This window comes from Acidovorax sp. GW458-11-26-14-TSB4 (genome assembly GCF_059423865.1).
Window position 1 is genome coordinate 139007 of sequence record NZ_JBWKYR010000009.1, and the last position, 24589, is coordinate 163595.

Consider the following 24589-nt stretch of genomic DNA (forward strand, 5'->3'; position numbering starts at 1 on the left):
TGCTGGCCGACGCTGCAAGCCTTGAGATGATTTTTTGCAGAGATCCCAATGGGGTGCGCTTGTTGCGCATCACGCCGCCTCAAACACGCTACAAAGGTGTGTCTCTTGTCTTTTGGACGGTATTTTCAAAAAAGCGGGTTTTCGAGACGTTTTCCCCTTCCTGACTTGAACGCGGCGGTGGCGCCGCGACAACGGCAAACGGAGGTTACTCATGTTCGATACAGGCCGATGGAATGTGACCGACCCGTCCGGGCGACAGGTGGGTGTGGTCGATGGCGACGAGTTCGTGCGCGATGGCGAACACCTGCTCTACCGCATCGATGGCAATGAACTCTACTCCGCCGGCCCCGAGGGGCGGCTGTACGGCTTCATCGAGGGCGATCTGGTGATCGCGCCCGCGACCAGCGCGCTGCTGCTGCGCTTCATCCAGGAATAAGCCAGCGCCCTGCTACCCCTTGTGCTCCATGCTCTGGAGCACGTTCTCCCCCGCCTTCTGCACATGCGCGGCCGACAGCCGCGCTGCCGCCTCGCCATCGCCGCGCTCGATGGCCGACACGATGGCGTTCAACTCCTGCAGCGTATGGGGCAGCCGCTCGGGCTGGGCCATGGAGATGCGGCGCAGCACCGTCACGCGGTTGTTCAGCTGGCGCAGCATCTGGCCGGCGACCAAGTTGCCGCAGCCGTCGACAAGGATCTCGTAGAACTGGTTTTTCACCTGGAGCAGCCGGGCCCGGTCTTGCGCGAGGGCGGGTTTGGCCAGTTCGTTGAGCTTGGCGCGCAGCGCGCGCACCTGCTCGGGCGAGGCCCGGAGGGCAAAGGCCTTGGCGGCCAGGCTTTCGAGGTGGGCGCGCACTTCGTAGATGTCGCGCACCTCACTGGGCGAGATGGTGCTCACTTCTGGCCCGCGGTGCGGAACGATGGTGATGAGCCCCTCGGCCTGCAGGTGCTGCAGGGATTCGCGCACGCAGGAGCGGCTGACCTCCAGGCTTTCGCACAGTTCGCGCTCCGAGAGCTTCTGGCCGGGCGAGAACACTCCGTCGAGGATGGCCTGGCGAAGCGCGCTGGTGGCGCGCTCGCGCAGGGAGGTCTCTTCACGGGGCACACGGAGCATGGCGGTCATGGCTTGATCCTAGCGGATCCCTCCTGCAAACAGATTGTCGGACACACAGACGAAGCTTGCCACCAACCTCGGATGCATCATATGATTGTCTGACAATCTTATTGTATTTTAATCGCAGTGCACTGCTGCACCGTTTTCCAGCCGACCTTTACCTAACTACCCACCAGGAGCTTTCATGACCCGCGCCTTAGCCCCCAAGAACCCTGCCCTGTTCGACCAGGGCCTGTCCACCCGCCGCGAGGTGCTGGGCGCCGAGTACGTCGATGCCGCAGTGCGCAACGCGACCGATTTCAACATCGACATGCAGGAGATGGTGACCCAGTACTGCTGGGGCGATGTGTGGAACCGGCCGGGGCTGGACCGCAAGACGCGCTCGTTCCTGAACCTGGCCATGCTGACGGCGCTGAACCGGCCGCACGAGCTGAAGCTGCACGTGCGCGGCGCCATCAACAACGGCCTGACGCGCGACGAGATCAAGGAGGTGTTTTTGCAGACTGCGATCTACTGCGGCGTGCCGGCAGCCATCGACTCCTTCCGCACGGCTGCGGAAGTGTTCAAGGAAATGGACGCCTGAGCCCCGGCCAGGGCGTAGGCGCAAGGCAGTAGGTCAAGGCTTGCGCGCGCCCGAGGCGATCTCGTCCAATGCCTGCATGGCCTCTTCGCGGGTGTCCCAGCCGTTGTGGGTCACGGGCGTGTTGTGGCCATCGACCACGAGGTTGTTGCAGTAGAAGCGGCCCGACTGCTCGCGTAGCGTGGCCGAATAGGTGGAACCGTCGTGTTCACCGAAAACGTTCTCTTCCTGCGGGTCTTGCATCGGGGTGCGCCTCCTTGTGCAGGCACATTGTGCACAAACCCGCCGGGCTGGCGTGTAGGCGCAGCGCGCAGGCAGTACACCGACCTGTGCGGCCGATGCCCTTGCCCGCAGCGGTGGCCGATCAGTTGTTTTGTCGCCGCACCAGATGCCGGCCGGTCTCTGTGATGGACAGCTGGCCCGAAGCGTTCTTTGCGATGTAGCCATGCTCGTACAAGCGCCCGGACATGTGCTCCTTCATCGCGGATATCACGCTGATGTTCTCGATTTCGAGGTGCTTGAGGGTGGCGAGTTCGTCCACCGTGGGCTCGAAAATGGGGGCATGGTAGGTGGCGTTGTAGTTGGCATTCAACAGCATGGCGGCTCCTTGGTGAAATAGTGAAGGTATGAGGTGCCTGCAAATCCTCCAGGGCTGCTGCCTTGGGGGCTTGCACTGGGTATGACTCTGCGGCACCGCAGTTGTTCCGTTCCACTTTTCTCTTCGGGCTGTAGGACCAGGCTGCACGCCTTGCTGGATCGACCGCCCGTACCACCAGCGTAGACCTGTCCGCCTGCGGGCGCAAGCGGGTGCGCCCTCGCCAACGCTCAAGGCGCCTGCGCCGCCTCGAGCAGCCATTGCGAAAACGCTGCCAGCACCGGCGACTGCACATGCGCCGGGCTCACCAGGTAGTAGGCGCGTTCGCCCTGCAGCGGCCGGTTGCAGGCCACCACCAGTTCGCCGCGCGCCAGCTCGGCCTCGATCAGCAGGGGCGGGATCAGCGCCACGCCCAGGCCGCAGGTGGCGGCCACGGCCAGCATGGAGAACAGCTCGTAGCGCGGGCCGTCGAGCGCATGGGGTGCGTCCACGCCCATGGCCTCGAACCACTGGCGCCAGCCGTAGGGGCGCGTGCTTTGCTGCAGCAGAGGCAATTCGGTCAGCACCTGGGGGGCCACCGGCTGGTAGGCACGGCCCAGTCCGCGCTGGGCTGCCGCTTCGAGCAAGCGCGGGCTGCACACGGGCACCACGTCCTCGGTCATGAGCAATTGGGCGGTGATGCCGGGCCAGTTGGCCACCTGCTCGGCCGTGCCGGCGTACAGGGCGGCGTCGAAGGGCGCGTCGGCAAACAAGAAGGGGCGGGTCTGCGTCTCGATGTGGACCACGATGTCGGGGTGCTGCTGGGCCAGTTGCGGCAGGCGCGGTATCAGCCAGCGCGTGGCGAAGGTGGGCACCGCCGCCAGCGACAGCGTGCCGCCCTGGCCCTGGTGGGCCATCACGTCCAGGGTGTCGCGCTCCAGCCCCTGCAGCCAGCGCGCTACCTGGCGGCCATAGTGCGCGCCCGCCGGGGTGAGCACCACGCCGTGGCGTGTGCGCCGGAACAGGGCCACGCCGAGGAACTCCTCCAGCGCCTGGATCTGGCGCGATACGGCGCTTTGCGTGAGCGACAGCTCCTGCGCGGCACGGGTATAGCTTTCGTGCCGGGCGGCAACTTCGAAACAGGCCAGGGCCTGGGTGGATGGGATGTTACGGCGCATGCTGAAAAGGAACTTTTGAACACCTCATGGGCAGCTCCACCAAGAGCATTTCCAGGGCATCAGTATTCCATACATTCCCAAAATGCATTTCTGGATGAAAAGAACTCGCTTGCTGGCAGCCGGCGGCGGGCCTACGATGGCACCCATTCGCAGCACGGCCCCGTACCGTGCCCCCTCTTTCATCTGCATCTTCACGGAGACACGCACCATGGCCAAAAACGCCGCCTTCCATTGGGACGACCCCTTTCTTCTCGACCAGCAACTGAGCGACGACGAGCGCATGATCCGCGACGCGGCAGCCGCCTACTGCCAGGACAAGCTGGCACCGCGCGTGCTGGACGCCTTCCGCCACGAGAAGATGGACGTGAGCATCTTCCGCGAGATGGGCGAAGTGGGCCTCTTGGGCCCCACCATCCCCGAGCAGTACGGCGGCCCCGGCCTGAACTATGTGGCCTACGGCCTGATCGCTCGCGAAGTCGAGCGCGTGGACTCGGGCTACCGCTCCATGGCCAGCGTGCAGAGCTCGCTGGTGATGGTGCCGATCTATGAATTCGGCACCGAAGCCCAGCGCCAGAAGTATTTGCCCAAGCTGGCCAGCGGCGAGTGGATCGGCTGCTTCGGCCTGACCGAGCCCGACCACGGCTCCGACCCCGGCAGCATGGCCACGCGCGCCTACAAGGTGGACGGCGGCTACAAGCTCAAGGGCAGCAAGATGTGGATCACCAACAGCCCCGTGGCCGACGTTTTCGTGGTCTGGGCCAAGGAAGTCTCCGAAGGCGGCGCCGTGGGCCCGATCCGCGGCTTCGTGCTGGAAAAGGGCATGAAGGGCCTGACGGCCCCGGCCATCCACGGCAAGGTGGGCCTGCGCGCCAGCGTGACGGGCGAGATCGTGATGGACGACGTGTTCGTGCCCGAAGAAAACGCCTTCCCCGAAGTGCAGGGCTTGAAGGGCCCCTTCACCTGCCTGAACAGCGCGCGCTACGGCATCGCCTGGGGCGCCCTGGGCGCAGCCGAGTTCTGCTGGCACACCTCGCGCCAGTACACGCTGGACCGCAAGCAGTTCGGCCGCCCCCTGGCGGCCAACCAGCTGATCCAGAAGAAGCTGGCCGACATGCAGACCGAGATTGCCATCGGCCTGCAGGCCTGCCTGCGCCTGGGCCGCATGAAGGACGAAGGCACCGCTGCCGTGGAAGCCACCTCCATCATCAAGCGCAACAGCTGCGGCAAGGCGCTGGACATCGCCCGCTTGGCGCGCGACATGATGGGCGGCAACGGCATCAGCGACGAGTTCGGGGTGGCCCGCCACCTGGTGAACCTGGAAGTGGTGAACACCTATGAAGGCACGCACGATGTGCATGCGCTGATCCTGGGCCGCGCCCAGACAGGCATCGCTGCTTTCAGCAACTAAAACAGACAAGGGCGCCCCGCGCGCCTTGCCCCTTTTGCGGCCGCTGCTCCATGCACCATGGTGCAGCGGCCGTCTGTCCTTTCACGATCTGCCGTTTCTGACCTTATGACCACATCTCCTGTCGGCGCCCTCGATGGCATCAAAGTCCTGGACCTCTCGCGCGTGCTGGCGGGCCCGTGGTGCACGCAGATCCTGGCGGACCTGGGGGCCGACGTGGTCAAGGTGGAGCGCCCCGGCGCGGGCGACGACACGCGCCACTGGGGCCCTCCCTTCCTCAAGGACGCCGAGGGCAATGACACGAACCAGGCGAGCTACTTCACCGCCTGCAATCGCAACAAGCGCTCGGTCACCATCGACATGGCCACGCCCGAGGGGCAGCAACTGATCCGCGACATGGCGCTGCAGAGCGACATCGTGGTGGAGAACTTCAAGGTCGGGGGTCTCAAGCAATACGGGCTGGACCATGCCAGCCTGCGCGCGCTGAACCCGCGCCTGATCTACTGCTCGGTCACGGGTTTCGGGCAGGACGGGCCGTATGCCGAGCGCGCGGGCTACGACCTGATGATCCAGGCCATGACCGGCATGATGAGCATCACCGGCAAGGCCGACAGCGAACCCGGCGGCGGCCCGCTGCGCGTGGGCGTGGCGCTGACCGACCTGTTCACCGGCGTGTACGCGAGCACGGCCATCGTCGCCGCGCTCAACGTGCGCCACCGCACGGGCGAGGGCCAGCACATCGACATGTCGCTGCTGGATGTGGGCATGGCCATTCTGGCCAACCAGGCCGCGGGCTTCCTGGCCACGGGCAATGCGCCCACGCGCCAGGGCAATACCCACCCCAGCCTGGCGCCCTACCAGGACTTCCCCACGGCGGACGGCTCCATGCTGCTGGCCATCGGCAACGACGGTCAGTTCGCGCGCTTTTGCGCCGCTGCCGGCCAGCCCCAGTGGGCCACCGATGAGCGCTTTGCCAGCAACACGCTGCGCGTGAAGCACCGCGCCGCGCTGATCCCCGCGATGGAGGCAGTGACCCGCACGCGCACCACGGCCGACTGGGTCACCCTGCTCGAAGACAAGGCCGTGCCCTGCGGCCCCATCAACACCATTGCCCAGGCTTTCGATGATGCACAGGTGAAGGCACGCGGCCTGGCCGTGGCCCTGCCGCGCTGGAAGGACGGCGAGGCCGGCGATGGCGTCACCCATATCACCGGTGTGGCCAGCCCGCTGCGCCTGTCGGCCAACCCGCCCACCTTGCGCAATGCACCGCCGGCCCTGGGGCAGCACACCGACGAGGTGCTGGCCGAACTGGGGTTGGATGCGGCGCGCATCGCGCAACTGCGCGCTTCTGGGGTGCTCTGAGCGTTCGTCTGTCTGGTGCGGGCAACCCGCGCCGCGCCCGCACGATTTGTGTAACACCCATGCTGCAACGCAGCAAAATGCGCACACAAATTCTTACAAGACCCATAATGAAGACCAGAGCCGGGTGCTGACGCCCGCACCGGGGACGCGCCGGGCTCCACCCCCACCGACAAGGTGGCCCGTGGCATGCAAGGAGCCCTGCATGAAGCTCAGTCTCAAACTCCCCCTGGCCTTCACGGCCGCCCTGCTGCTGCTGTTTGCAGCTGCGCTGTTCGGCATCGGCCGCCTGAACCAGGCGCTCAATACCTATGAAACCACCGTGGCGCAGAGCCACGAGCACGAGCGCATGGTGTCGGACGTGCTCAACGGTTTCAAGGTGCAGGTGCAGGAATGGAAGAACGTGCTGATCCGCGGCAAGGACCCGGCCCAGCTCACGCGCTACTGGGCGGCCTTTGAAAAGCAGGAAAAATCCGTCAGCGACCAGGCGCAGAAGCTGCTGGCCGCCCTGCCAGCGGGCGAGGGCCGCGAGCATGTGGCGAAATTCGCCCAGGCGCATGAGCGCATGGGCGCGGCCTACCGCAAGGGCTTCGAGGCCTTCAAGGCCGCAGGGCATGACGTGGAAGCCGGTGACAAGGCCGTGCAGGGCATGGACCGCGAACCCGCGCAATTGCTCGACCAGGCCGGAGAGCTGATCGGCAAGGCCAGCAGCGAAGTGGCCGACCGCGCAGCAACCACCGCATCACGCGCCACCACCATCAGCCTGGCGGTGATGGTGGTGGTGTGCGCGCTGGGCATCGGCGGCGCCATCGCGTTCAGCCGCACCGTGACACAGCCGCTGGGCAATGCCGTGCTGGTGTCGCAGGCCGTGGCCGGTGGCGACCTCACGGTGGCGACCACCGTGAACGGCAAGGATGAAATCGCCCAGTTGCTCAACGCGCTGCACGCCATGCAGGACAGCCTGTCGCATGTGGTGAGCGACGTGCGCACGAATGCCCACAGCGTGGCCCTGGCCAGCGCAGAAATCGCCCAGGGCAACAACGACCTGTCGGCGCGCACCGAACAGCAGGCCAGCGCGCTCGAAGAGACCTCGGCCTCGATGGAGGAACTCAACTCCACCGTGCAGGCCAATGCCGACAATGCCCGCCAGGCCAACCAGCTGGCGATGAGCGCGTCGACCGTGGCGGTTCAGGGCGGCGACGTGGTGTCCGAAGTGGTGAAGACCATGAAGGGTATCAACGACAGCAGCAAGAAGATCGCCGACATCATCTCGGTCATCGACGGAATCGCCTTCCAGACCAACATCCTGGCGCTCAATGCGGCCGTGGAAGCGGCACGCGCCGGCGAACAGGGCCGGGGCTTTGCCGTGGTGGCCAGCGAGGTGCGCAGCCTGGCCGGGCGCAGCGCCGAGGCCGCCAAGGAGATCAAGAGCCTGATCCACGCCAGCGTGGAACGCGTGGAGCAGGGCACGACCCTGGTCGACAAGGCGGGAGCCACCATGACCGAGGTGGTGGCCTCGATCCGGCGCGTGACCGACATCGTGGGCGAAATCAGTGCGGCCAGCACGGAGCAGAGCCTGGGCGTATCCCAGGTGGGCGAAGCCATCACGCAGATGGACCAGGCCACACAGCAGAACGCCGCCCTGGTGGAAGAAAGCGCTGCGGCGGCGGACAGCCTCAAGCACCAGGCGCAACAGCTGGTGGATGCGGTGGCCGTGTTTCGGCTCAGCGGTGGCGAGCAGGCAGCACGGCCAGCGGCGGCCAGTACAGCGCGGGTGCCGCGGCTGGCCGCCGCGTGATGTTCAAAAGGAGCGGCGCGGCAACGCCCTCCCCGCCCTCTTCAGTTCAATAGGCGCGCAGGTGCGCCATGGTGGCCAGGCAGGCCTGGGCCACTTCGGCCCCCTTCTTCACGAAGTGCTCGCGGAAGAAGCGCACATGTTCCTCGTGCTCATGGAAATCGCGCGGCGTGAGCACGGCCGACATCACCGGCACCTCGGTGTCGAGCTGCACGCGCATCAGGCCGTCGATGACGGCCGTGGTCACGAACTCATGGCGGTAGATGCCGCCGTTGACCACCAGGGCGCAGGCCACGATGGCGTCGTAGCGCCCGGTTTGCGCCAGCTTCTTGGCCAGCAGGGGGATCTCGAACGCGCCGGGCACGTCGAAATGCTCGACCTGGTCGGCTGCCAGGCCGCCGCGGCCGAATTCCGCCACGGCCGCATCGCGGGCCTGGTGGACGATGTCCCGGTGCCAGCTGGCGCAGATCACCGCAACGCGTTCGCCGCGAGGCGCACCGCTGCCGGCAATGGCTGTGACTGCTTGGGGAGGGAGAGGCTGATTCATGGTTTTCTCGTATCGAAGAAAGGTTGACCAGAATCAGGGCGCGCGCGAACAGACAGGCGGCTGCACACGGCGCTGCGCACGCGCAGGATCACGATCCACGGCACCGTCGACCCGCAGGCCGAGCGCACCAAGGCGGCAATGCATCCACGCGGGCGCCCACACCGGCGGCAGGGCCCATGGCTTCGCGATCTCTTTCATCCGGACTGTGACCGTCGGCTCTGGCATCGCACCAGATCTGCTGACCCCGCAGCGGCATTGGCCGCAGCGGGCGCTCGCGGGCTCCTGCGCCGCGCCGGATGGCCCAGCACTGCACAGATACCGCCGGTGGGGAATTGCACCCCGCCCTGAGAACGCTATCGGACCGAAGGTCTTCAGTCCGACAGAATCATTCTAGGGCAAACCCTGAGAGCTTGCAGTCGCCTGCAAGACGCCGACACCGTCAGCGTGGCTTCTCGAAACCTGCGTCGACCCAGGCCGTGGCGCTGCCCACGGTGAGCTTGAAGCCGGGCGACACCGGCACGCGCGCGATCTCCTTGCCCAGCTCGTCCTCGGCGCGCAGCGTGGCCGTGGCGCCTTCCTCGTCAGGCACGATGGCAAGGGCCACGCGCAGGCGCTGGCCCTCTGCCGTGGTGATGGTGACGTTCTTGTTGAGCTGGGCGTGCAGCTGCTGCTCGTGGCGGCGCAGCACCTCGCTGGCCGTCTTCACCAAGGTGTTGAAGGCCGAGACGTCAAGGGGCTTGGGGTTTTTCTTGTCGCGCCCCATGGTCCAGGGCCCCACCAGCGCTGGCTCGGCCTCGCCGTGCAGTGTCATGGACACGGCCCAGCCATCGTCGTCTTCGTTCTTGATGACGCGCGCCATCCAGCGCTCGTCGCTCCACAGACGCGCTTCGTTGATGGGTTCGGGGATGTCCTGGTCGTCTGGCATGGGGGAAGTCCCGCAAGGATTCAATGGGAGAAAGGGCGCAGAGCATACCTACCGGCGGCAGCGTCTGTTTTCCAATAACCTTGTGCGATCGATGGAGCGCCTGGGGCAGTGCAGGCGGCTCGCGCTCACGGCGCAGCCTCGGCGGGCGGCGTGGAAACGGCGCGCAGCACGTCGATGAAGGCCTGCGCGGCCGGCGTGGGCGGCTCGCCCAGCCGGGTGATGAGGCCGTAGTCCGGCATGCGGTCGGGCAGCTCCACGGGGATGCGCGCCAGCAGCCCCTTCTGGATGTAGCGCTCCACCAGGGCCGAGGGCTGCAGCGAGAGCATGTCGGTGGCCTGCATCATCTCCAACGCGAACAGGAACGAGGGGGTCTCGACCACGCCCGAGGCGAGTGCCAGGCCGTTGCGCCCGAAGATGTCGTCGGACACCTTGCGCAGGGCCGTGGAGGCGGGGTACAGAATCCAGGGCCAGTGGGACAGCTCCGCCATGCCCAGTTCGCGCACGCCACGCAGCGGGTGGCGCACGCCCGCCACCACCTGCAGCGGCTCACTGGACAGGCGCTCGTACTGGAACTGCGTTCTCTGCGCGTCGTCGGTGAAGCGCCCGATCATGAGGTCGATCTTGCGTTCGGCCAGCCAGTCGATGAGCTGGTCGCTGCTCTGCTCCAGCACCTTGAGCACCAGCAGCGGGCGCAACCGCTGGATCTCTGCCACGGAGGCGATCAGCACATGGGCCGCGGACCCGGTGATGGCGCCTATCGTGAGGTGGCCGTGCCCGCCCTGCTTGAGCGCATTGAATTCTTCGACGAATTTGCGGTGCCCGGCCAGCGAGGCGGCCGCATAGCGCAAGGTGAACAGGCCCAGCTCGTTGGGCCGCATGCCGCGCGACAGGCGCTCGAACAGGCGGGACTCCAGGATCTCCTCGATGTCCATCAGGATCTTGGTGGCCGCCGGCTGCGTGATGTGCATCTGCTCGGCCGTCAGGCGCAGGTTGCGCGTCTGGCCCAGGATGTCCAGAAACTGCAGGTGCCGAAAGCGCAGCCGTGCACAGGCCTGGGCCAGGGACAGGGGTTTACCCGGAAAAGGACCTGAAGTCATAAGCATCTGGAATGGATGCTAGCAAAAAAGTGAGTGGACCAGGAGCGGTCCGAAACCTAATCTCTGCCTGCGTTCACGAGGATCCTCCAGAGATCCGAGGGCGCCGACGGGTCCGCCCGGCGTGTCCAGCCATTCCATATTTGGAGACAAACATGACATTCAAAGCACTGGCCCTGGCGGCCACGATCCTGGCCGCCGTGGCCGCCCCGGCTTCGGCCCAGATCAAGGAGCATGTGTTCAAGGTCGGCATCGGCCTCAACGACGACCATCCCCAGGCACTGGCCGTCAAGCACTTTGCCGAGCAGCTCGCGGCCAAGAGTGGCGGCAAGCTGGTAGCCAAGCTGTATGCGAGCGGCGCCTTGGGCAACGACGTGACCATGACCTCGGCGCTGCGCGGCGGCACCCTGGAGATGACGATTCCCGACAGCTCGACCCTGATGTCGCTGATCAAGCCCTTCGGCGTGCTGAACCTGCCCCTGACCTTCAACACCGAGCAGGAGGCCGATGCGGTGCTGGACGGCCCTTTCGGCCAGAAGCTGCTGGCCAAGCTGCCCGAAAAAGGCCTGGTGGGCCTGGGCTTCTGGGAGAACGGCTTTCGCCACGTCACCAACTCGCGCCGGCCGATCACCAAGGCCGATGACCTGGCCGGCCTGAAGCTGCGCGTGATCCAGAGCCCCCTGTTCCTGGACACCTTCAACGCCCTGGGCGCCAACGCCACGCCCATGCCCTTCACCGAGCTGTACTCTGCCATGGAGCAGGCCGCCGTGGACGGCCAGGAGAACCCGCCCGCCACCATCCTGTCGAGCAAGTTCTACGAGGTGCAAAAGCACCTGGTGCTGTCGCGCCACATGTACAGCGCCTGGGTGCTGCTGATGTCCAAGAAGGCCTGGGATGGCCTCTCGGCCCAGGAGCAGAAGATCGTGCAGGAGGCTGCGCGCGAGGCCACGCTGTTCGAGCGCAAGACCATCCGCGCATTCAGCGAGACGGCACTGGGCGAGCTCAAGAAGGTGGGCATGCAGGTGACCGAGCTGCCGCCGGCAGAGCAGGCCCGCATGCGCGCCAAGCTGCAGCCGGTGCTGGCCAAGTACGGCAAGGAATTTGGGGAAGAGACCACCGGCGAGTTGAACGCCGAACTGGCCAAGGTGCGCGGCACCGCCAAGTGACACCGGCCGGCGCGGACGCCGCGCCGGCCTCTTTCTCTTTTTGCTGAATGCACCCCATGGACAAGACACCCCGCCGCCCGTTCCGGTCGCGCGACTGGTTCGCCGACCCCGAGCGCTCGGACATGACCGCGCTGTATCTCGAACGCTTCATGAACTACGGGCTCACGCCCGAGGAGCTGCGCTCGGGCCGCCCCATCATCGGCATTGCGCAGACCGGCAGCGACCTTTCGCCGTGCAACCGCATCCATGTGGACCTGGCGCGGCGCGTGCGCGACGGCATTCGCGACGCCGGGGGCATTCCGATGGAGTTCCCGGTGCACCCGATCTTCGAGAACTGCCGCCGCCCCACGGCAGCGCTGGACCGCAACCTGGCCTACCTGGGCCTGGTCGAGATCCTCTACGGCTACCCCATCGATGCCGTGGTGCTCACCACCGGCTGCGACAAGACCACGCCGGCTGGGATCATGGCCGCCTCCACGGTGGACATACCGGCCATCGTGCTCTCGGGCGGCCCCATGCTGGATGGCTGGCACGACGGCGAGCTCGTGGGCTCGGGCACCGTGATCTGGCGCAGCCGCCGCCAGCTGGCGGCCGGCGAGATCGGCGAAGAGGAATTTCTGCAGCGCGCCTGCAGCAGCGCCCCGTCGGCAGGCCACTGCAACACCATGGGCACGGCCTCCACCATGAACGCGGTGGCCGAGGCACTGGGCCTGTCGCTGCCGGGGTGTGCCGCCATCCCCGCGCCCTACCGCGAACGCGGCCAGATGGCCTACGAGACCGGGCGGCGCATCGTCGAGATGGCGTTCGAGGACCTGCGCCCGTCGCGCATCCTGACGCGCGAGAGCTTTCTGAACGCCCTGTCGGTGGTCAGCGTGGCCGGCGGCTCCAGCAACGCGCAGGTGCACATCATGGCCATGGCGCGGCATGCCGGCGTGGACCTGCGCCCCGAGGACTGGACCACGCACGCCTACGACCTGCCGCTGCTGCTCAACATGCAGCCGGCCGGCAAATTCCTGGGCGAGCGCTTCTTTCGCGCCGGGGGCGTGCCGGCGCTGATGTGGGAGCTGCAGCAGGCAGGACGCCTGCGCGGCGACTGCCTGAGCGTGACGGGCATGACCGTTGCCGAGAACGTGCAGGGCCGTGAGACGCGGGACCGCGAGGTGATCTTCCCGTTCGCAGCGCCCTTGATGCACAAGGCGGGCTTCCTGGTGCTCCACGGCAATCTGTTCGACTTCGGAATCATGAAGACCTCGGTGATCTCCGAAGCCTTTCGCCAGCGCTACCTGAGCCGGCCCGGGGCCGAAGGCGTCTTCGAGGCGCGCGCCGTGGTGTTCGATGGTGCCGACGACTACCACGCGCGCATCAACGACCCGGCGCTGGACATCGACGAAGGCTGCATCCTGGTGATGCGCGGCGCCGGGCCCATCGGCTGGCCGGGCTCGGCCGAGGTGGTCAACATGCAGCCGCCCGACGCCCTGATCCGGCGGGGCATCACCACACTGCCCACCCTGGGCGATGGCCGCCAGTCAGGCACGGCCGACAGCCCCTCGATCCTCAACGCCTCGCCCGAGAGCGCGGTGGGCGGCGGCCTGTGCTGGCTGCAGAGCGGCGACACCATCCGCATCGACCTTGGAGCAGGCCGCTGCGATGCACTGGTGGCGCCCGAAGAGATCGCACGCCGCCGCCGCGAGCTGCCCGCGCCCCCGGTACCCCGCAGCCAGTCGCCCTGGGAGGCGCTGTACCGCGAGAAGACCGGCCAGTTGGCCGATGGCGCGACGCTGGACTTTGCCCTCGACTACCGCCGCATCGCCGAGAACACGCCGCGCCACAACCACTGAGCCAGCCCTGCAGGCTGGTCAGCACCCATTTCGAACCTTCAAGGATTTTCCGATGAGTGACACAACAGCGGCCACGGTGGCCGGTGCGCAGACGCACGCCCAGATCCTGCCCCACGATGGCCTGGCCGGCACCCTGGTGGGCCGCGCATGGGTGGGCGGCAGCCCCCCGGGGCCTACCGTGGTGGCACTGCGCGCCGACGGCGTCTACGACCTGAGCCAACGCTACCCCACCATGAGCACCCTGCTGGACATGACCGACCCCGCCGAGGCGGCGCGGGCCACCCCGGGCCAGTACCTGTGCAGCGTGCCCGACCTGCTGGCCAACAGCCAGCTCGGCCAACGTGACACGGCACGCCCCTGGCTGCTGGCCCCGTGCGACCTGCAGGTGGTGAAGGCGGCGGGCGTGACCTTTGCGGCAAGCCTGATCGAGCGGGTGATCGAAGAGCAGGCACGGGGCGACGCCAGCCGGGCCCAGGGCCTGCGCAGCCAGGTGGTCGGCCTGATCGGCGACAGCCTGGCCGACATCCGGCCCGGCTCGGACCAGGCCATGGCCTTGAAGGCCCTGCTGCAGCAACAGGGCCTGTGGTCGCAGTACCTCGAAGTGGGCATCGGCCCCGATGCCGAGGTCTTCACCAAGGCACCGGTGCTGGCCTCGGTGGGCACGGGCGAAGCCATCGGCATCCGCGCCGACTCGGCCTGGAACAACCCCGAGCCCGAGGTGGTGCTGGCGGTCAACAGCCGCGGCGAGATCGTGGGCGCGGCCCTGGGCAACGATGTGAACCTGCGCGACATCGAGGGCCGCAGCGCGCTGCTGCTGGGCAAGGCCAAGGACAACAACGCCTCCTGCGCCATCGGCCCGTTCATCCGCCTGTTCGATGCCAGCTTCGGCCTGGACCAGGTGCGCAGCGAGACCGTGCACCTGCGCGTGGCGGGGGCAGACGGCTTCGCGCTGCGCGGCATCAACACCATGGCCAGCATCAGCCGCGACCCGGTCGACCTGGTGGCCCAGACCCTGGCGGCGCACCAGTACCCCGATGGCTTCATGCTGTTCCTGGGCACCCTGTTCGCCCCCATCGAGGACCGCGACCAGCCGGGCGGCGGCTTCACCCACCACCTGGGCGACGTGGTCACCATCCACAGCGCGTGGCTCGGCGCCCTGCACAACACCGTGACCCACAGCGAGACGGCACCGCCGTGGCGCTTCGGGATCCGGGCCTTCATCGCCAACCTGGCGGCGCGCGGACTGCTGCACGAAGCGCAACTCTGACGACCAGCCAACAAGGAGCCAAGCATGCTCGACAGCTTCATCGACCGCTGCGTGCGGGCCATCAACCTGCTCATCGCGCTGGCGCTTGCCGTGATGGTGGTGCTGGTCTTCGGCAACGTGGTGCTGCGCTACGTCTTCAACTCCGGCATCACGGTCAGTGAAGAGTTGTCGCGCTGGCTCTTCATCTGGATCACCTTCCTGGGTGCGGTGGCGGCCCTCAAGGAAAACGCCCACCTGGGCACGGACATGCTGGTGTCCCGGCTGCCCGTGAAGGGCAAGAAGGTCTGCATGGTGCTCGGACAGGTGCTGATGCTCTACCTCACCTGGCTCTTCCTGGCCGGCAGCTACAAGCAGATGCTCATCAACTGGGACGTGGAGGCCCCGGTCACCGGGGCCTCGATGGCCTTCTTCTACGCCTCGGGCGTGGTGTTCTCGGTCTGCGCCGGCTTTTTGCTGGTGCTGCAGCTCGTGCGCGTGCTGACCGGCGCGGTCCGAGAGGAGGAGCTGGTGATGGTCAAGGAATCCGAGGAACAGGCCGAGCTCGAAGCCCTGCAGGCCCAGCTCGCGCGCGAGGACGCCGCCGCCAGGAAGCAGGAGGTACGACCATGACCGTGCTGATCTTCCTGGGCGGCCTGCTGGGCGCCATGGCCCTGGGCATTCCCATCGCCTACGCGCTGCTGGCGGCGGGCGTGGGCCTGATGTGGCACCTGGACCTGTTCGATGCCCAGATCCTGGCGCAGAACTTCATCAACGGCGCGGACAGCTTTCCGCTATTGGCGGTGCCCTTCTTCATGCTGGCCGGCGAGATCATGAACGTGGGCGGCCTGTCGCAACGCATCGTGAACTTCGCGCTGGCCCTGGTAGGGCACGTCAAGGGCGGCCTGGGCTACGTGGTGATCCTGGCAGCGTGCCTGCTGTCCTCACTGTCGGGCTCGGCCGTGGCCGACGCTGCGGCCTTGACCGCGCTGCTGCTGCCCATGATGGTCAAGGCCGGGCACAAGAAGGAGGTGTCGGGCGGGTTGATCGCGGCCTCGGGTGTCATCGGCCCCATCATCCCACCGAGCATCGGCTTCGTGATCTTCGGTGTGGCGGCCAATGTGTCGATCAGCAAGCTGTTCATCGCCGGCATCTTTCCAGGGATCATGATCGGCATGGGTCTGGCGGTCACCTGGTGGTGGGTGGGGCGCAAGGAGGCATTGGCCCTGCCCGAAAAGAAGAGCGCGGCCGAGATCTGGCGCGCGGCCCGCGAATCGGTCTGGGCGCTGACGCTGCCGGTGTTCATCCTGGTGGGGCTGCGCATGGGGGTCTTCACGCCGACCGAAGCCGCCGTGGTGGCGGCCGTGTACTCGCTGTTCGTGGCCAGCGTCATCTACCGCGAGCTGCCGCTGTCCGCACTGCTGCCGATCTTCACCACCGCCGCCAAGACCACCGCCGTGGTGATGTTCCTCGTGGCCGCGGCCATGGTGTCGTCGTGGCTGATCACGGTGGCCAACCTGCCGGCCCAGATGGTCGAGTTGCTCAAGCCTTTGATGGGCAACCAGACCCTGCTGCTGATCGCGATCATGGTGCTGGTGATGCTGGTGGGCACCGCGATGGACATGACGCCCACCATCCTGATCCTGACCCCGGTGCTGATGCCCGTGGTCAAGGCGTCGGGGATCGACCCGGTCTACTTCGGCGTGCTGTTCATCATCAACAACTCGATCGGCCTGGTCACCCCGCCGGTGGGCACCATCCTGAACGTGGTGGCGGGCGTGGGGCGCATGAAGATGGACGAGGTGACCCGGGGCGTACTGCCCTTCATGGCGGCCGAGTTCGCGGTGATGTTCATCATGGTGCTGTTTCCGCAGACGGTGCTGGCGCCGCTGCGCTGGCTTACGGGCTGACCCGCAGGCGCGTGGTCCGGGGCAGGAGATCGCCAGATTTTTCTGGATCGGGAGCGGCTTTTGGCGTGCAATCTCTTCTTCTGCCGCAGCCAACCCACCTGGAGATATGCGCCATGCCCGATTTCTACATGCCCCTGTCCGGCCCCGTGAACCAGGCTTTCCAGTACTGGACGAAGATGACGATGGGCCAGGTGGGCCTCATCAACATCAACATGGGCAAATCCTCGGACCCCGCGCTGGAGCAGAAGATCATCGAAGACGTGGGCAGCTATGGGCGCCAGATCGGGCAGCTGAGCGATGCGCTCATGGCGGTGCTGCAGCACATGAAGACCGAGTCCTGGGACCCCGAGTGCAAGGAGGCCGTGGAGAAGTTCAAGCTGCAGGCGAAGGAGGTGGCGAAGCTCAAGGAGCGCCATGAGCGCGCCAGCCGGTAGGCCTATGCGGGCGCCAATTCGGGCAGCCGGTACACCAGCACCTTGAGCGAGCGCTCCTCGGACACATCGGCAAACACCGTCGGATTGGCCACGCGTTCCACGAACTCCAGCTCGGGCGCAATCTCGCGCATCTGGTCCTTGAGAAATGCCGTGTCCAGCTCGGGTGCATTCAGGCACAGCAGGGCATGGCCGCCCGGGGCCAGCAGGTCGGGCAGGCGGCGCATGAGGCGGGCATAGTCCTTGGTGGCCACGAAGCTGCCGCGCTGGAAGCTGGGCGGGTCCACGATCACCAGGCCGTAGGGTCCGCCACGCGTGATCTTGCCCCAGGTGGAGAAGATGTCGTGCGCGAGGAAGCTCGCGCCGGTGGTGATGCCGTTGAGCTGGTGGTTCTGCTGGCCGATGGCGATGGCGCCCTGCGCCATGTCCACGTTGACCACCTGTTTGGCGCCCGCCTGCAGGGCCACCACCGAGAAGGCGCAGGTGTAGGCAAACAGATTGAGCACCTTGAGGCCGTAGCGGTCAGTGCTGCGCGCCGCCGCGTAGTCGCGCACCCAGCGGCGGCCCTCGGCCATGTCGAGGAACAGGCCATGGTTCTGGCCGCGGGCCACGTGCACCCGGTAGCGCGCGCCCTGCTCGGTCACCACATGCGGGTCGGGCACGCTGCCGGCCATCAGCCGGGTCTCGCTGCGGCCCTCGTGCCGGGTCTGGAAGACCCAGTTCAGCGGCACGCCGGGGTGCAGTTGCTCCCAGCGCGCGCTCAAGGCGGAGCCGACGGTGGCCAGTTCCTCTTCGGCCACGGGCTGGAAGCTGGTGAGCACCCAGACGGGCGGAAACACGTCCAGCACCCAGTGCTCGCAGCCCGGGTACAGGCCGCCGCGGCCATGGAAGATGCGCTGGGCGTCGGTGGGCAGGGGGGCCATCGTGGCAATGGCGTTCAACAGGGCTTGCATGGGGATGGAGTGGGTACGAAGTCTGAAAAGGAAGCAGGGAGCACATGCAGCCGGCAACCTGGAGTGTATGCACGCCGCATCCGCGACTTTGTTCACGACAGGGCTGCCGCATGCGCGCCCATGCCTGGCGGAAGGCAGGAAGATGGTGGTTCCGTACCCAGGCGGCAACGATGAGCGCCTGCGCTCGCGTCGTACCTTGCCGCGCAAGTCTCTGCCGGAGAAGCCTTTGCCACCCGCCTTAGCCCGCCAGGCCCGCCTCGAACCGCGCCAGCAATGGGTTGTTGCCTGCGCCTTGCTGCCCGTTCTGGCGGTCTGGCAAGCCAATGGCGTGTACCTGCCCGCACTCGCACAGAAGGGGGCGCACCTGTTCTGGATGGCGGATCTGTGCCAATGGGTGGTCCTGCCCATGGCATTGCTGGGTCTGCTGGCACACACGGTCTCGCTGCGCCCCAGCCACTATGGCCTCGGCATACCGGGCACGGGTTGGCGAACCCTGGCCTGGCAGGCAGCGGCGGTCTTCGTGACCGCTGGGCTGGCATTTCTGGTGGCGCGCAACCTGGCCTGGGTGGTACTGCGGCCACCGGCAAGCCCATGGCCATTTATGTTTCCGGGTGGAATGGCCGGCGCAGCCGTGCGCACCTATGCGGCCTTGAGTGCGGGGCTGGTGGAGAGCATCTTCTTCATCGGGCTGCCCTGGCTGCTGTACCGCAGCGCCCGCGCAAAGCCCTCCCGGCGATGGTTCACGCTGCTCGTGTCGGCCATCTTCGCGTCTGCCCACTGGGAGCAAGGCAGCCACCTTGTCGCCGCCGCATTCTTCGCCCACCTGGTGCTGTGCGCCTGGTTCTTTCACTGGAGAACGCTGTGGCCGGTGGTGTTCGGCCACAGCCTGGTGGACCTGGCGGGCTTTGCCTGACTGACCCCAGATCCCGTGGAATGACATTTCCGCAAATTAGTGCCGTAAACCATAGGCCGCTTTGCCGCGAACGCCCTTCAGTGCAGCAGACCCTATCAAATGACACCACGACTACAGGCTTGACGAAGACAATTTCCGGGTCATATCGAACGGCGGGTCTGCGAGCGAGGCTGTGATGTTTTGCTGCACATGTCCAGGTTCATTCCACCGCCAGCCGGGCCGCTTCGAGGCTCGAATCAAAAACCAGCGAACGGGGCCACGCAGGCCAGGCAGAGCCCAGACTTGTGCTGTTGGGGTCTCCGTCGTGTGCAAAGCTGCCGATGCCTTGGATCATCTTTGCTGACAAGTCGAGCCGGCCAGCCTTGTTCGCCCGATTGAACGAGATGTTCGAATAGAGCGAGGGCCCGAAATTGCCGAAGATGAACGGCAGGTCAAAGCTGTGTGCCGCGCCATAGACTTTGTCAAAAGGTGGCGGCAGTTCATCCCAGTCAAAACGGTAGTGCCAAACATCGGGTTGGCGAGACTTGAGCGCATTGAGCACGTCATCCCGAAATGCAAAGAACCAGTGGCGGTCCAGCTCCGCTATGCGCGCGTTCAGCCCTGTCGTCGGTGCGTCCACCGGCAGGTATTGCGCAGGCACCCAGTCCTCGATGCGGCTGGCGGGTGGGGCGTCGGGCTGGTAGCCATGGACCAGCTTGAACACCGCGGCGTCATCGAGCAGGCGGCCGCTGGTGCCGCCAAAGGCCGGTCGGGTTGCCAGTAGAGCGGGAAAAAGTTTGCTTTCGTCGCGCGTATTCCCCGCCAACACCGGCACCTTGACGTAACGGCCAGCGCGGATTGCAGCGATGGGATCCGCAGGCACGACGTATCCGTCGGGGATCGGGTTGGCAGCCGACAGTCCCAGCGGTGCAAGCCGCCTGAGCACGGTGGTCAAGATGGCGTCGGGTGATAGCCCGCGCAGGTAGGCGGCCAGCTGCTGGGGCGTGCGCGAAGCAATGTGTGCCTCTGCTGCAGGCCGATCAGCGACGGCACCGTCGGCCACGAGGGAATGAGTCAGCAAGGCATTGCCTCGCGTCGCCCATACGCTGCGGGGCAGGATGGTCGCGAAGGAGCCCGGTGGAAGCGTGGCGGCCGATGAAATACCGCCGCTGAGCGCCACCAACCGGTGAAACAGGGGCGAAGGCCTGGAGACCACCATGGGCGAGGTAAGCAGCGCATACACGTTGACCGCCCCCGCGGACTCACCCATCAACGTGACCCGGCCAGGGTCGCCGCCAAAGGCGCCGATATTGCGCTGGACAAATTCCAGCGACTTCACGATGTCGAGCAGCGCGAAGTTGCCCGAGTCGGTCGCAGCGTCACCCGTCTTCAAGGGTGCAAGCTCCAGAAAACCGAACACGCCAAGCCGGTAGGCGACCGATACCACGACCGAGCCGGTCGCGTTTGCCAGCGTGGCGCCGTCGTACACCGGGTCCGCGGTGTAACCGGTGATATTGCTGCCGCCGTGGACCCAGACGATGACGGGCCTCGGAGTCGTGGCGGAAGCGGTGGGCGCCCAGATGTTGAGGTAGAGGCAGTCCTCCGAGCCCAATGTCTGTCCCAGCGCGCTGCCGATGGTGGCGTCGTATCGATTGTTCAGGCCCGGCCCATACAGCCGGCCGGTCTGCACGCATGCGGCCGCAAACGAGGTCGCCGCACGTGGCTGCGTCCATGCGGGCGGATCCTCAGGCGCTCTCCAGCGGCGCTGCCCCACTGGCGCGGCCGCATAGGGGATGCCTTTCCAGCTGTAGACGCCGCCAACCGATGCGTCTTCGGCGCCGACCACCGGACCAAATGCCGTGGGTCGCTGTAGGCCCGTGTTCACGGCGGGCTTGTGGGTGCAGGCGTTGAGCATCACCAGTGCGCCGATGGCGAAAGCCCAGCAAGTCGAGGAGGATTTCATCGTGCGCTCAGTCGATCTTGATGTTGGCATCGCGGATCACATTGGTCCACTTGCGTGTCTGGTCGTCGATGTATGTCGCAAACTTGGCTCCGGGCGCGCCGCTGGCCTCCAGACCCATGTCGAGCAGCTTCTGTTTGATGGTGGAGTCGTCCAGTGCCCGCAAGATGGCGGCTTGCAGCTTCGCCACGACCTCTTTGGGCGTGGCGGAGGGCACCATAAAGCCGTACCAACCGGACGCGACCACCCCAGGAAAGCCCTGTTCGCGAATCGTAGGTGCGGCTGGATATAGCGCACTGCGTTTTTCGGAGGCCACGCCCAGCACCCGCAGCTTGCCGGCCGAGATATGGGGCAACGCCGAACTGATCGCCGTCAGGGTGGCATCGAGGCGCCCCCCCAATAACTCGGAGTAGGCGACGGAATCGCCTTTCATGTGGACGTTGATGCCCTCCATGCCGGCTTCACGCAACAGCAGTTCGCCAGCCAAGTGGGGCTGCGATCCTGCGCCAGGCGTGCCGATGTTGATGCCCCCAGGGCGGGTTTTGGAAAACGCGACCAGATCGCGCACGCTTTTGATTTGAGTCTGCGCATTGACGATCAGGAACAAGGGCGCGTGCATGGCCATCGCGATGGGGCGCAACTGCTCGCGCTGGTAGCTCAGGCCCTTTCCGTAAAGCGCTTCGGCCGTTGCATAGGGCGCCGCCACGTAGAGCACGGTATAGCCATCGGCGGGCGCGCGCGCCACGAACTCGGTCCCGAGCCGAGTGCCCGCCCCGGGCTTGTTCTCGACGACGAACTGCTGTCCCAAGACCTTGGCAAGGTACTCGCCCAGCACACGGGCCGAGAGGTCACTGGCCCCACCCGCCGCGTAAGGCGAGATCAACTTGACCGGCCGCGTGGGCCAGTCCGCCTGTGCATGCGCCAGCAGGCCGGTGCCCGACGCCAAGCCGGCGGCCATCGTGGCGAGCACGGTGCGGCGCTGGAGCCGCGTTGATGCAAGGGTGTTCAACGCCCGATGGTGCAAGGTCATGTCTGTCTCCTGTTGTGATTGTGTCGAAGGGCGGCCGTGCTACAGACGGCGCAAGGGCGGGTAGGGAAACCGGAACTCGAGATGCCGACGCCTGGGCTGATAGAGACGGAGAACAAGGAAGAACTCGTCTCCGGGTGGGGCGGGCAGCCAGTTGTGCGCCGGGCCCGGGTCCTTGGCCTGAACCCGGATGGAAAGGCCTCCGTCCGCCCCCCTCAGCAGACCAGGCAGGCGATCGCCGACCGAGTAACGGTGCGCCGGGTTGGCCACCAGCAGGCAGTCGCTTCGCCGGTACAGCGTGAGCGACCAGAAGGCGTCCACCTCCGGCACAGCGCCTGGCTCGAAGTGCAGCTCATAGGCGTGCGACCCGTTGAGTAGCGCGCCGTCGGCGTCCACCTCGGCCGTGGGGTACATGGCCTCCTCGATGCCCAGTGCACCAATGAAGTTGCGCGCGACTCGCGCTCGCATCGCTATGTCTGCGCCCCAGTGCGTGCGCACCGCGACGGGCAGCGCCCAGCCCTGCCCCAGTGCGTGTGGCTGGGCCTTCTGGCGAAGCTCCTCGTACACCAGCGGCAATGCGTGCGCAAGAGCTCCGTAATCCACTGGCCAACACAGGCTCTCCCCTGTCGGCACCGGGTTGCGGGCCAGGGCCTCGTCGACCATGGCACGGTAGAGCGCGGCATCCGGCGCATGCCCCGCGCGGCCATCGAAACGCGTGTCCACCCGAAAGGCCGCCTCCCCGCCGTCCAGCCGGTGCGTGGAGATGCCGCGTTGCAGCGCGGCAGCCTGCTCCAGGTCACCCAGACGATCGTCCACAAGGAGGCGTCCGATCACCCAGACATCCTCGCCCGGCGCGGCGATCACGTTGTCCACGCCATCGGGCACCGGGCCCTGCCACGCGGGCCCATGAACCAGCGTGCGCTGACGCCGGTTTCCGGTGGTACGGCGCCCAACGTAGGCAAACGGGTTGGTCCATGCGTCGAGCAATCCCAAAGTCCAGTAACGCTCACCCATGTCTGGGGTGTCGATGAGCACGGGCCCTCGGGACAGATCCAGCCACGCATTGCTGAAGACCGTGTCATTGTTGGGACTGACCACTTCACGGTCTTCTGGCCCGATTCGGCGATGGGTGTGGGTGAAATGGTTGACCCAGCGCATGTGCGAGGCCCGGTCGTCGCTCGCGAAACCCAGAACGGGATGGCGCCGCGCCGTGGTGGCAGCGCGCATGCGCATCATCTCGAACAGCGGCAGAGTCTGCTGCACCGCAGCACGTGCGTTGCCATGCGATGGCGTGTCGGTAGTGGGGAAGGCAGGGGCCATGTTCATGCCACCACCCCGGATTCACGGAACGTGGCAATGTCGTGCGCCGAGTAACCTAACTCGGCGAGCAGGTCGGCGCTGTCCGCCCCGCATTCTGGCGCCGCGGTGGGAGCGGGTCTGCGGCCAGTGCCCATGCGGTACGGAAGTCCCAGGGCCCGATATCGCCCGCCGTCGCTCGACGCGGCGTCCACGAAGATCCCGGTGGCGATCACGTCCGCGTTGGTCAGTACATCGCGGTAAGGGCGCACTGCTCCGGCAACAATCTGGTGCTGGCTGAGCATCTCGACGGCCGCGTCGCTGGTGTAGGCAGAGAGGCATTCACCCAGCACCTGGCGCAGTTCGGCACGGTGGGCAACGCGATGGTCGTTGGTGGAGAAGCGCGGGTCGTGCACCAGTTCTTCCCGACCCAGGGCCCGGCAAAGGCGCTTCCAATGATCCTCAACGTAGGCGGACAGCACGATGTTGCCATCTCGCGTGGCCACGACATCGGCTGCGGGCGCGTTGTTGGGCTGCCCATGTCCGATCCGTGTGGGCTCTGGCCCGCCACCCAGGTACTCGCACCAGGTGGCCGCCTGAAGGTGGAGGGCTGTCTCCAGCAGCGATACCTCCAGCGTCTCGCCTACGCCGCTGCGTTCGCGTCCGTAGAGGGCTGCCAGGACGGCCTGGGCCCCCAGGTCCGCTGCCGCAGCATCGATGATCGGCACCCCCACCTTCTGCGGCGGGCGACCGGCCTCACCCGTGACGGACATGAGGCCGCTCTCCGCCTGCGCTGCAATGTCGTAGCCGGGGCGTTCGCGCGACGGCCCCTCGCTGCCAAAACCCGTGATCGACAGGTAGATGACCCGAGGATGGCGAGCACGCACCTGCGAAGGGCCCAGGCCGAGCTTCTCGACTGCGCCCGGGCGCAGGTTTTGCACCACCACGTCGCATTGGGCAATGAGCCGCCAGGCAACCTCCCGGCCCGACTCGCTCTTGAGGTCCAAGGCGATGGAGCGCTTGCCCCGGTTGTAAGCCCTCACCATGGCCTCGCCATATCGCCCCACATGGCGTGCCTGATCGCCTGTGATCGGCTCGACCTTGATCACCGTGGCCCCCAAATCCGCCAGCGCCATCGCGGCGCCGGGGCCTGCAATGTATTGGCCCAGATCAATGACGGAAACACCGGACAGGGGCGCTGCGCGAGACGTTGGAATTTTTTCTCGGGAATGAGTCATGGCCGCAACGATAGTCGCGGTCAACATTCCTGAAAAATCCATAATCCTGATTACGCGATCACTTTCA

At 66.4% G+C, this 24589-nt stretch carries 24 protein-coding genes and 1 riboswitch; of the genes, 12 read left to right on the plus strand and 12 right to left on the minus strand.

What is annotated here, in order from left to right; all coding sequences use genetic code 11:
- Positions 1-211 precede the first annotated feature (211 nt).
- A complete protein-coding gene (locus AC07X5_RS19240) occupies positions 212-436 on the plus strand; it encodes a hypothetical protein (RefSeq protein WP_494771432.1) in 225 nt (74 codons plus the stop codon).
- 12 nt (positions 437-448) lie between these two features.
- Here AC07X5_RS19240 and AC07X5_RS19245 read toward each other — a convergent pair whose 3' ends face one another.
- Positions 449-1120, minus strand: a complete 672-nt coding sequence (locus tag AC07X5_RS19245; RefSeq protein ID WP_494771433.1) for a GntR family transcriptional regulator — start codon at positions 1118-1120, stop codon at positions 449-451.
- A 175-nt stretch (positions 1121-1295) separates the two neighbouring features.
- Between AC07X5_RS19245 and pcaC the strand changes: the two genes are divergently transcribed.
- On the plus strand, positions 1296-1694 hold the full coding sequence (gene pcaC / locus AC07X5_RS19250; RefSeq protein WP_184856678.1) for a 4-carboxymuconolactone decarboxylase: 399 nt from the start codon (positions 1296-1298) through the stop codon (positions 1692-1694).
- Between the two features lie 33 nt (positions 1695-1727).
- Here the strand turns inward: pcaC and AC07X5_RS19255 are convergent, their stop codons facing one another.
- The 3 genes from AC07X5_RS19255 to AC07X5_RS19265 all read right to left on the minus strand — a co-directional run bounded on the left by AC07X5_RS19255 (position 1728) and on the right by AC07X5_RS19265 (position 3443).
- Entirely contained in the window at positions 1728-1934 is a 207-nt protein-coding gene (locus tag AC07X5_RS19255; protein WP_409955174.1) for a hypothetical protein, read from the minus strand.
- Between the two features lie 121 nt (positions 1935-2055).
- Positions 2056-2289, minus strand: coding sequence for a hypothetical protein (locus AC07X5_RS19260; RefSeq protein ID WP_409955175.1), 234 nt, complete (start codon positions 2287-2289; stop codon positions 2056-2058).
- A 227-nt stretch (positions 2290-2516) separates the two neighbouring features.
- Entirely contained in the window at positions 2517-3443 is a 927-nt protein-coding gene (locus AC07X5_RS19265; RefSeq protein ID WP_494771434.1) for a LysR family transcriptional regulator, read from the minus strand.
- Between the two features lie 208 nt (positions 3444-3651).
- On the opposite strand from AC07X5_RS19265, the gene AC07X5_RS19270 reads away from it, so the two are divergent.
- The 3 genes from AC07X5_RS19270 (at position 3652) to AC07X5_RS19280 (ending at position 8005) form a co-directional block, all read left to right on the plus strand.
- Complete coding sequence (locus AC07X5_RS19270) at positions 3652-4851, plus strand: acyl-CoA dehydrogenase (protein WP_305745166.1); 1200 nt, start codon at positions 3652-3654, stop codon at positions 4849-4851.
- 105 nt (positions 4852-4956) lie between these two features.
- Complete coding sequence (locus AC07X5_RS19275; protein ID WP_409955179.1) at positions 4957-6210, plus strand: CaiB/BaiF CoA transferase family protein; 1254 nt, start codon at positions 4957-4959, stop codon at positions 6208-6210.
- Positions 6211-6412: 202 nt separating this feature from the next.
- Positions 6413-8005: a methyl-accepting chemotaxis protein gene (locus AC07X5_RS19280; RefSeq protein WP_494771435.1), complete on the plus strand. Its 1593-nt coding sequence runs from the start codon at positions 6413-6415 to the stop codon at positions 8003-8005.
- A 46-nt stretch (positions 8006-8051) separates the two neighbouring features.
- Here the strand turns inward: AC07X5_RS19280 and AC07X5_RS19285 are convergent, their stop codons facing one another.
- The 3 genes from AC07X5_RS19285 to AC07X5_RS19295 form a co-directional block, all read right to left on the minus strand.
- Positions 8052-8549, minus strand: a complete 498-nt coding sequence (locus AC07X5_RS19285; RefSeq protein ID WP_494771436.1) for a 6,7-dimethyl-8-ribityllumazine synthase — start codon at positions 8547-8549, stop codon at positions 8052-8054.
- 182 nt (positions 8550-8731) lie between these two features.
- Positions 8732-8905, minus strand: a riboswitch (FMN riboswitch).
- An 83-nt stretch (positions 8906-8988) separates the two neighbouring features.
- Positions 8989-9474: a hypothetical protein gene (locus AC07X5_RS19290; protein ID WP_494771437.1), complete on the minus strand. Its 486-nt coding sequence runs from the start codon at positions 9472-9474 to the stop codon at positions 8989-8991.
- Positions 9475-9599: 125 nt separating this feature from the next.
- A complete protein-coding gene (locus tag AC07X5_RS19295; RefSeq protein WP_494771438.1) occupies positions 9600-10577 on the minus strand; it encodes a LysR family transcriptional regulator in 978 nt (325 codons plus the stop codon).
- Positions 10578-10723: 146 nt separating this feature from the next.
- Between AC07X5_RS19295 and AC07X5_RS19300 the strand changes: the two genes are divergently transcribed.
- The 6 genes from AC07X5_RS19300 (at position 10724) to AC07X5_RS19325 (ending at position 17159) form a co-directional block, all read left to right on the plus strand.
- Positions 10724-11734 carry a TRAP transporter substrate-binding protein gene (locus AC07X5_RS19300; RefSeq protein ID WP_494771439.1) on the plus strand — a complete coding sequence of 337 codons (1011 nt, stop codon included), beginning with the start codon at positions 10724-10726 and terminating at the stop codon, positions 11732-11734.
- Positions 11735-11790: 56 nt separating this feature from the next.
- On the plus strand, positions 11791-13572 hold the full coding sequence (locus AC07X5_RS19305) for an IlvD/Edd family dehydratase (RefSeq protein WP_494771440.1): 1782 nt from the start codon (positions 11791-11793) through the stop codon (positions 13570-13572).
- 52 nt (positions 13573-13624) lie between these two features.
- Positions 13625-14839 (plus strand): fumarylacetoacetate hydrolase family protein, encoded by a 1215-nt coding sequence (locus AC07X5_RS19310; RefSeq protein WP_494771441.1) that lies wholly within the window; start codon positions 13625-13627, stop codon positions 14837-14839.
- A 24-nt stretch (positions 14840-14863) separates the two neighbouring features.
- A complete protein-coding gene (locus AC07X5_RS19315) occupies positions 14864-15448 on the plus strand; it encodes a TRAP transporter small permease (protein ID WP_494771442.1) in 585 nt (194 codons plus the stop codon).
- Positions 15445-16725: a TRAP transporter large permease subunit gene (locus tag AC07X5_RS19320; protein WP_494771443.1), complete on the plus strand. Its 1281-nt coding sequence runs from the start codon at positions 15445-15447 to the stop codon at positions 16723-16725. Before AC07X5_RS19315 ends, AC07X5_RS19320 begins: the two co-directional genes overlap by 4 nt.
- A gap of 113 nt (positions 16726-16838) precedes the next feature.
- Positions 16839-17159, plus strand: a complete 321-nt coding sequence (locus tag AC07X5_RS19325) for a hypothetical protein (RefSeq protein ID WP_409959417.1) — start codon at positions 16839-16841, stop codon at positions 17157-17159.
- 2 nt (positions 17160-17161) lie between these two features.
- On the opposite strand, the gene AC07X5_RS19330 is transcribed toward AC07X5_RS19325, so the two are convergent.
- Positions 17162-18109, minus strand: a complete 948-nt coding sequence (locus AC07X5_RS19330) for a class I SAM-dependent methyltransferase (RefSeq protein ID WP_494771444.1) — start codon at positions 18107-18109, stop codon at positions 17162-17164.
- On the opposite strand from AC07X5_RS19330, the gene AC07X5_RS19335 reads away from it, so the two are divergent.
- On the plus strand, positions 18087-19022 hold the full coding sequence (locus AC07X5_RS19335; RefSeq protein ID WP_494771499.1) for a CPBP family intramembrane glutamic endopeptidase: 936 nt from the start codon (positions 18087-18089) through the stop codon (positions 19020-19022). The genes AC07X5_RS19330 and AC07X5_RS19335 overlap by 23 nt on opposite strands.
- Before the next feature lie 199 nt (positions 19023-19221).
- On the opposite strand, the gene AC07X5_RS19340 is transcribed toward AC07X5_RS19335, so the two are convergent.
- Genes AC07X5_RS19340 through AC07X5_RS19355 form a run of 4 tightly spaced genes read right to left on the minus strand, consistent with a single transcriptional unit; the run spans position 19222 to position 24549 of the window.
- A complete protein-coding gene (locus tag AC07X5_RS19340) occupies positions 19222-20964 on the minus strand; it encodes a carboxylesterase/lipase family protein (protein ID WP_494771445.1) in 1743 nt (580 codons plus the stop codon).
- A gap of 7 nt (positions 20965-20971) precedes the next feature.
- Positions 20972-21991: a Bug family tripartite tricarboxylate transporter substrate binding protein gene (locus AC07X5_RS19345; RefSeq protein ID WP_494771446.1), complete on the minus strand. Its 1020-nt coding sequence runs from the start codon at positions 21989-21991 to the stop codon at positions 20972-20974.
- Between the two features lie 39 nt (positions 21992-22030).
- Positions 22031-23314 carry a DUF1254 domain-containing protein gene (locus AC07X5_RS19350; protein WP_494771447.1) on the minus strand — a complete coding sequence of 428 codons (1284 nt, stop codon included), beginning with the start codon at positions 23312-23314 and terminating at the stop codon, positions 22031-22033.
- Positions 23311-24549, minus strand: a complete 1239-nt coding sequence (locus tag AC07X5_RS19355) for a CaiB/BaiF CoA transferase family protein (protein WP_494771448.1) — start codon at positions 24547-24549, stop codon at positions 23311-23313. The genes AC07X5_RS19350 and AC07X5_RS19355 overlap by 4 nt, the downstream gene beginning before the upstream one ends.
- Between the last annotated feature and the right edge of the window lie 40 nt (positions 24550-24589).

Coding starts and splice junctions, on each gene's coding strand:
- AC07X5_RS19260 (WP_409955175.1), bottom strand. CDS start 2,289: ATGCTGTTGAATGCCAACTACAACGCCACCTACCATGCCCCCATTTTC.
- AC07X5_RS19290 (WP_494771437.1), bottom strand. CDS start 9,474: ATGCCAGACGACCAGGACATCCCCGAACCCATCAACGAAGCGCGTCTG.
- AC07X5_RS19320 (WP_494771443.1), top strand. CDS start 15,445: ATGACCGTGCTGATCTTCCTGGGCGGCCTGCTGGGCGCCATGGCCCTG.
- AC07X5_RS19265 (WP_494771434.1), bottom strand. CDS start 3,443: ATGCGCCGTAACATCCCATCCACCCAGGCCCTGGCCTGTTTCGAAGTT.
- AC07X5_RS19275 (WP_409955179.1), top strand. CDS start 4,957: ATGACCACATCTCCTGTCGGCGCCCTCGATGGCATCAAAGTCCTGGAC.
- AC07X5_RS19335 (WP_494771499.1), top strand. CDS start 18,087: ATGGCGTTCAACAGGGCTTGCATGGGGATGGAGTGGGTACGAAGTCTG.
- AC07X5_RS19340 (WP_494771445.1), bottom strand. CDS start 20,964: ATGAAATCCTCCTCGACTTGCTGGGCTTTCGCCATCGGCGCACTGGTG.
- AC07X5_RS19270 (WP_305745166.1), top strand. CDS start 3,652: ATGGCCAAAAACGCCGCCTTCCATTGGGACGACCCCTTTCTTCTCGAC.
- AC07X5_RS19325 (WP_409959417.1), top strand. CDS start 16,839: ATGCCCGATTTCTACATGCCCCTGTCCGGCCCCGTGAACCAGGCTTTC.
- AC07X5_RS19240 (WP_494771432.1), top strand. CDS start 212: ATGTTCGATACAGGCCGATGGAATGTGACCGACCCGTCCGGGCGACAG.
- AC07X5_RS19300 (WP_494771439.1), top strand. CDS start 10,724: ATGACATTCAAAGCACTGGCCCTGGCGGCCACGATCCTGGCCGCCGTG.
- AC07X5_RS19255 (WP_409955174.1), bottom strand. CDS start 1,934: ATGCAAGACCCGCAGGAAGAGAACGTTTTCGGTGAACACGACGGTTCC.
- AC07X5_RS19285 (WP_494771436.1), bottom strand. CDS start 8,549: ATGAATCAGCCTCTCCCTCCCCAAGCAGTCACAGCCATTGCCGGCAGC.
- pcaC (WP_184856678.1), top strand. CDS start 1,296: ATGACCCGCGCCTTAGCCCCCAAGAACCCTGCCCTGTTCGACCAGGGC.
- AC07X5_RS19350 (WP_494771447.1), bottom strand. CDS start 23,314: ATGAACATGGCCCCTGCCTTCCCCACTACCGACACGCCATCGCATGGC.
- AC07X5_RS19310 (WP_494771441.1), top strand. CDS start 13,625: ATGAGTGACACAACAGCGGCCACGGTGGCCGGTGCGCAGACGCACGCC.
- AC07X5_RS19280 (WP_494771435.1), top strand. CDS start 6,413: ATGAAGCTCAGTCTCAAACTCCCCCTGGCCTTCACGGCCGCCCTGCTG.
- AC07X5_RS19295 (WP_494771438.1), bottom strand. CDS start 10,577: ATGCTTATGACTTCAGGTCCTTTTCCGGGTAAACCCCTGTCCCTGGCC.
- AC07X5_RS19330 (WP_494771444.1), bottom strand. CDS start 18,109: ATGCAAGCCCTGTTGAACGCCATTGCCACGATGGCCCCCCTGCCCACC.
- AC07X5_RS19315 (WP_494771442.1), top strand. CDS start 14,864: ATGCTCGACAGCTTCATCGACCGCTGCGTGCGGGCCATCAACCTGCTC.
- AC07X5_RS19245 (WP_494771433.1), bottom strand. CDS start 1,120: ATGACCGCCATGCTCCGTGTGCCCCGTGAAGAGACCTCCCTGCGCGAG.
- AC07X5_RS19345 (WP_494771446.1), bottom strand. CDS start 21,991: ATGACCTTGCACCATCGGGCGTTGAACACCCTTGCATCAACGCGGCTC.
- AC07X5_RS19355 (WP_494771448.1), bottom strand. CDS start 24,549: ATGTTGACCGCGACTATCGTTGCGGCCATGACTCATTCCCGAGAAAAA.
- AC07X5_RS19305 (WP_494771440.1), top strand. CDS start 11,791: ATGGACAAGACACCCCGCCGCCCGTTCCGGTCGCGCGACTGGTTCGCC.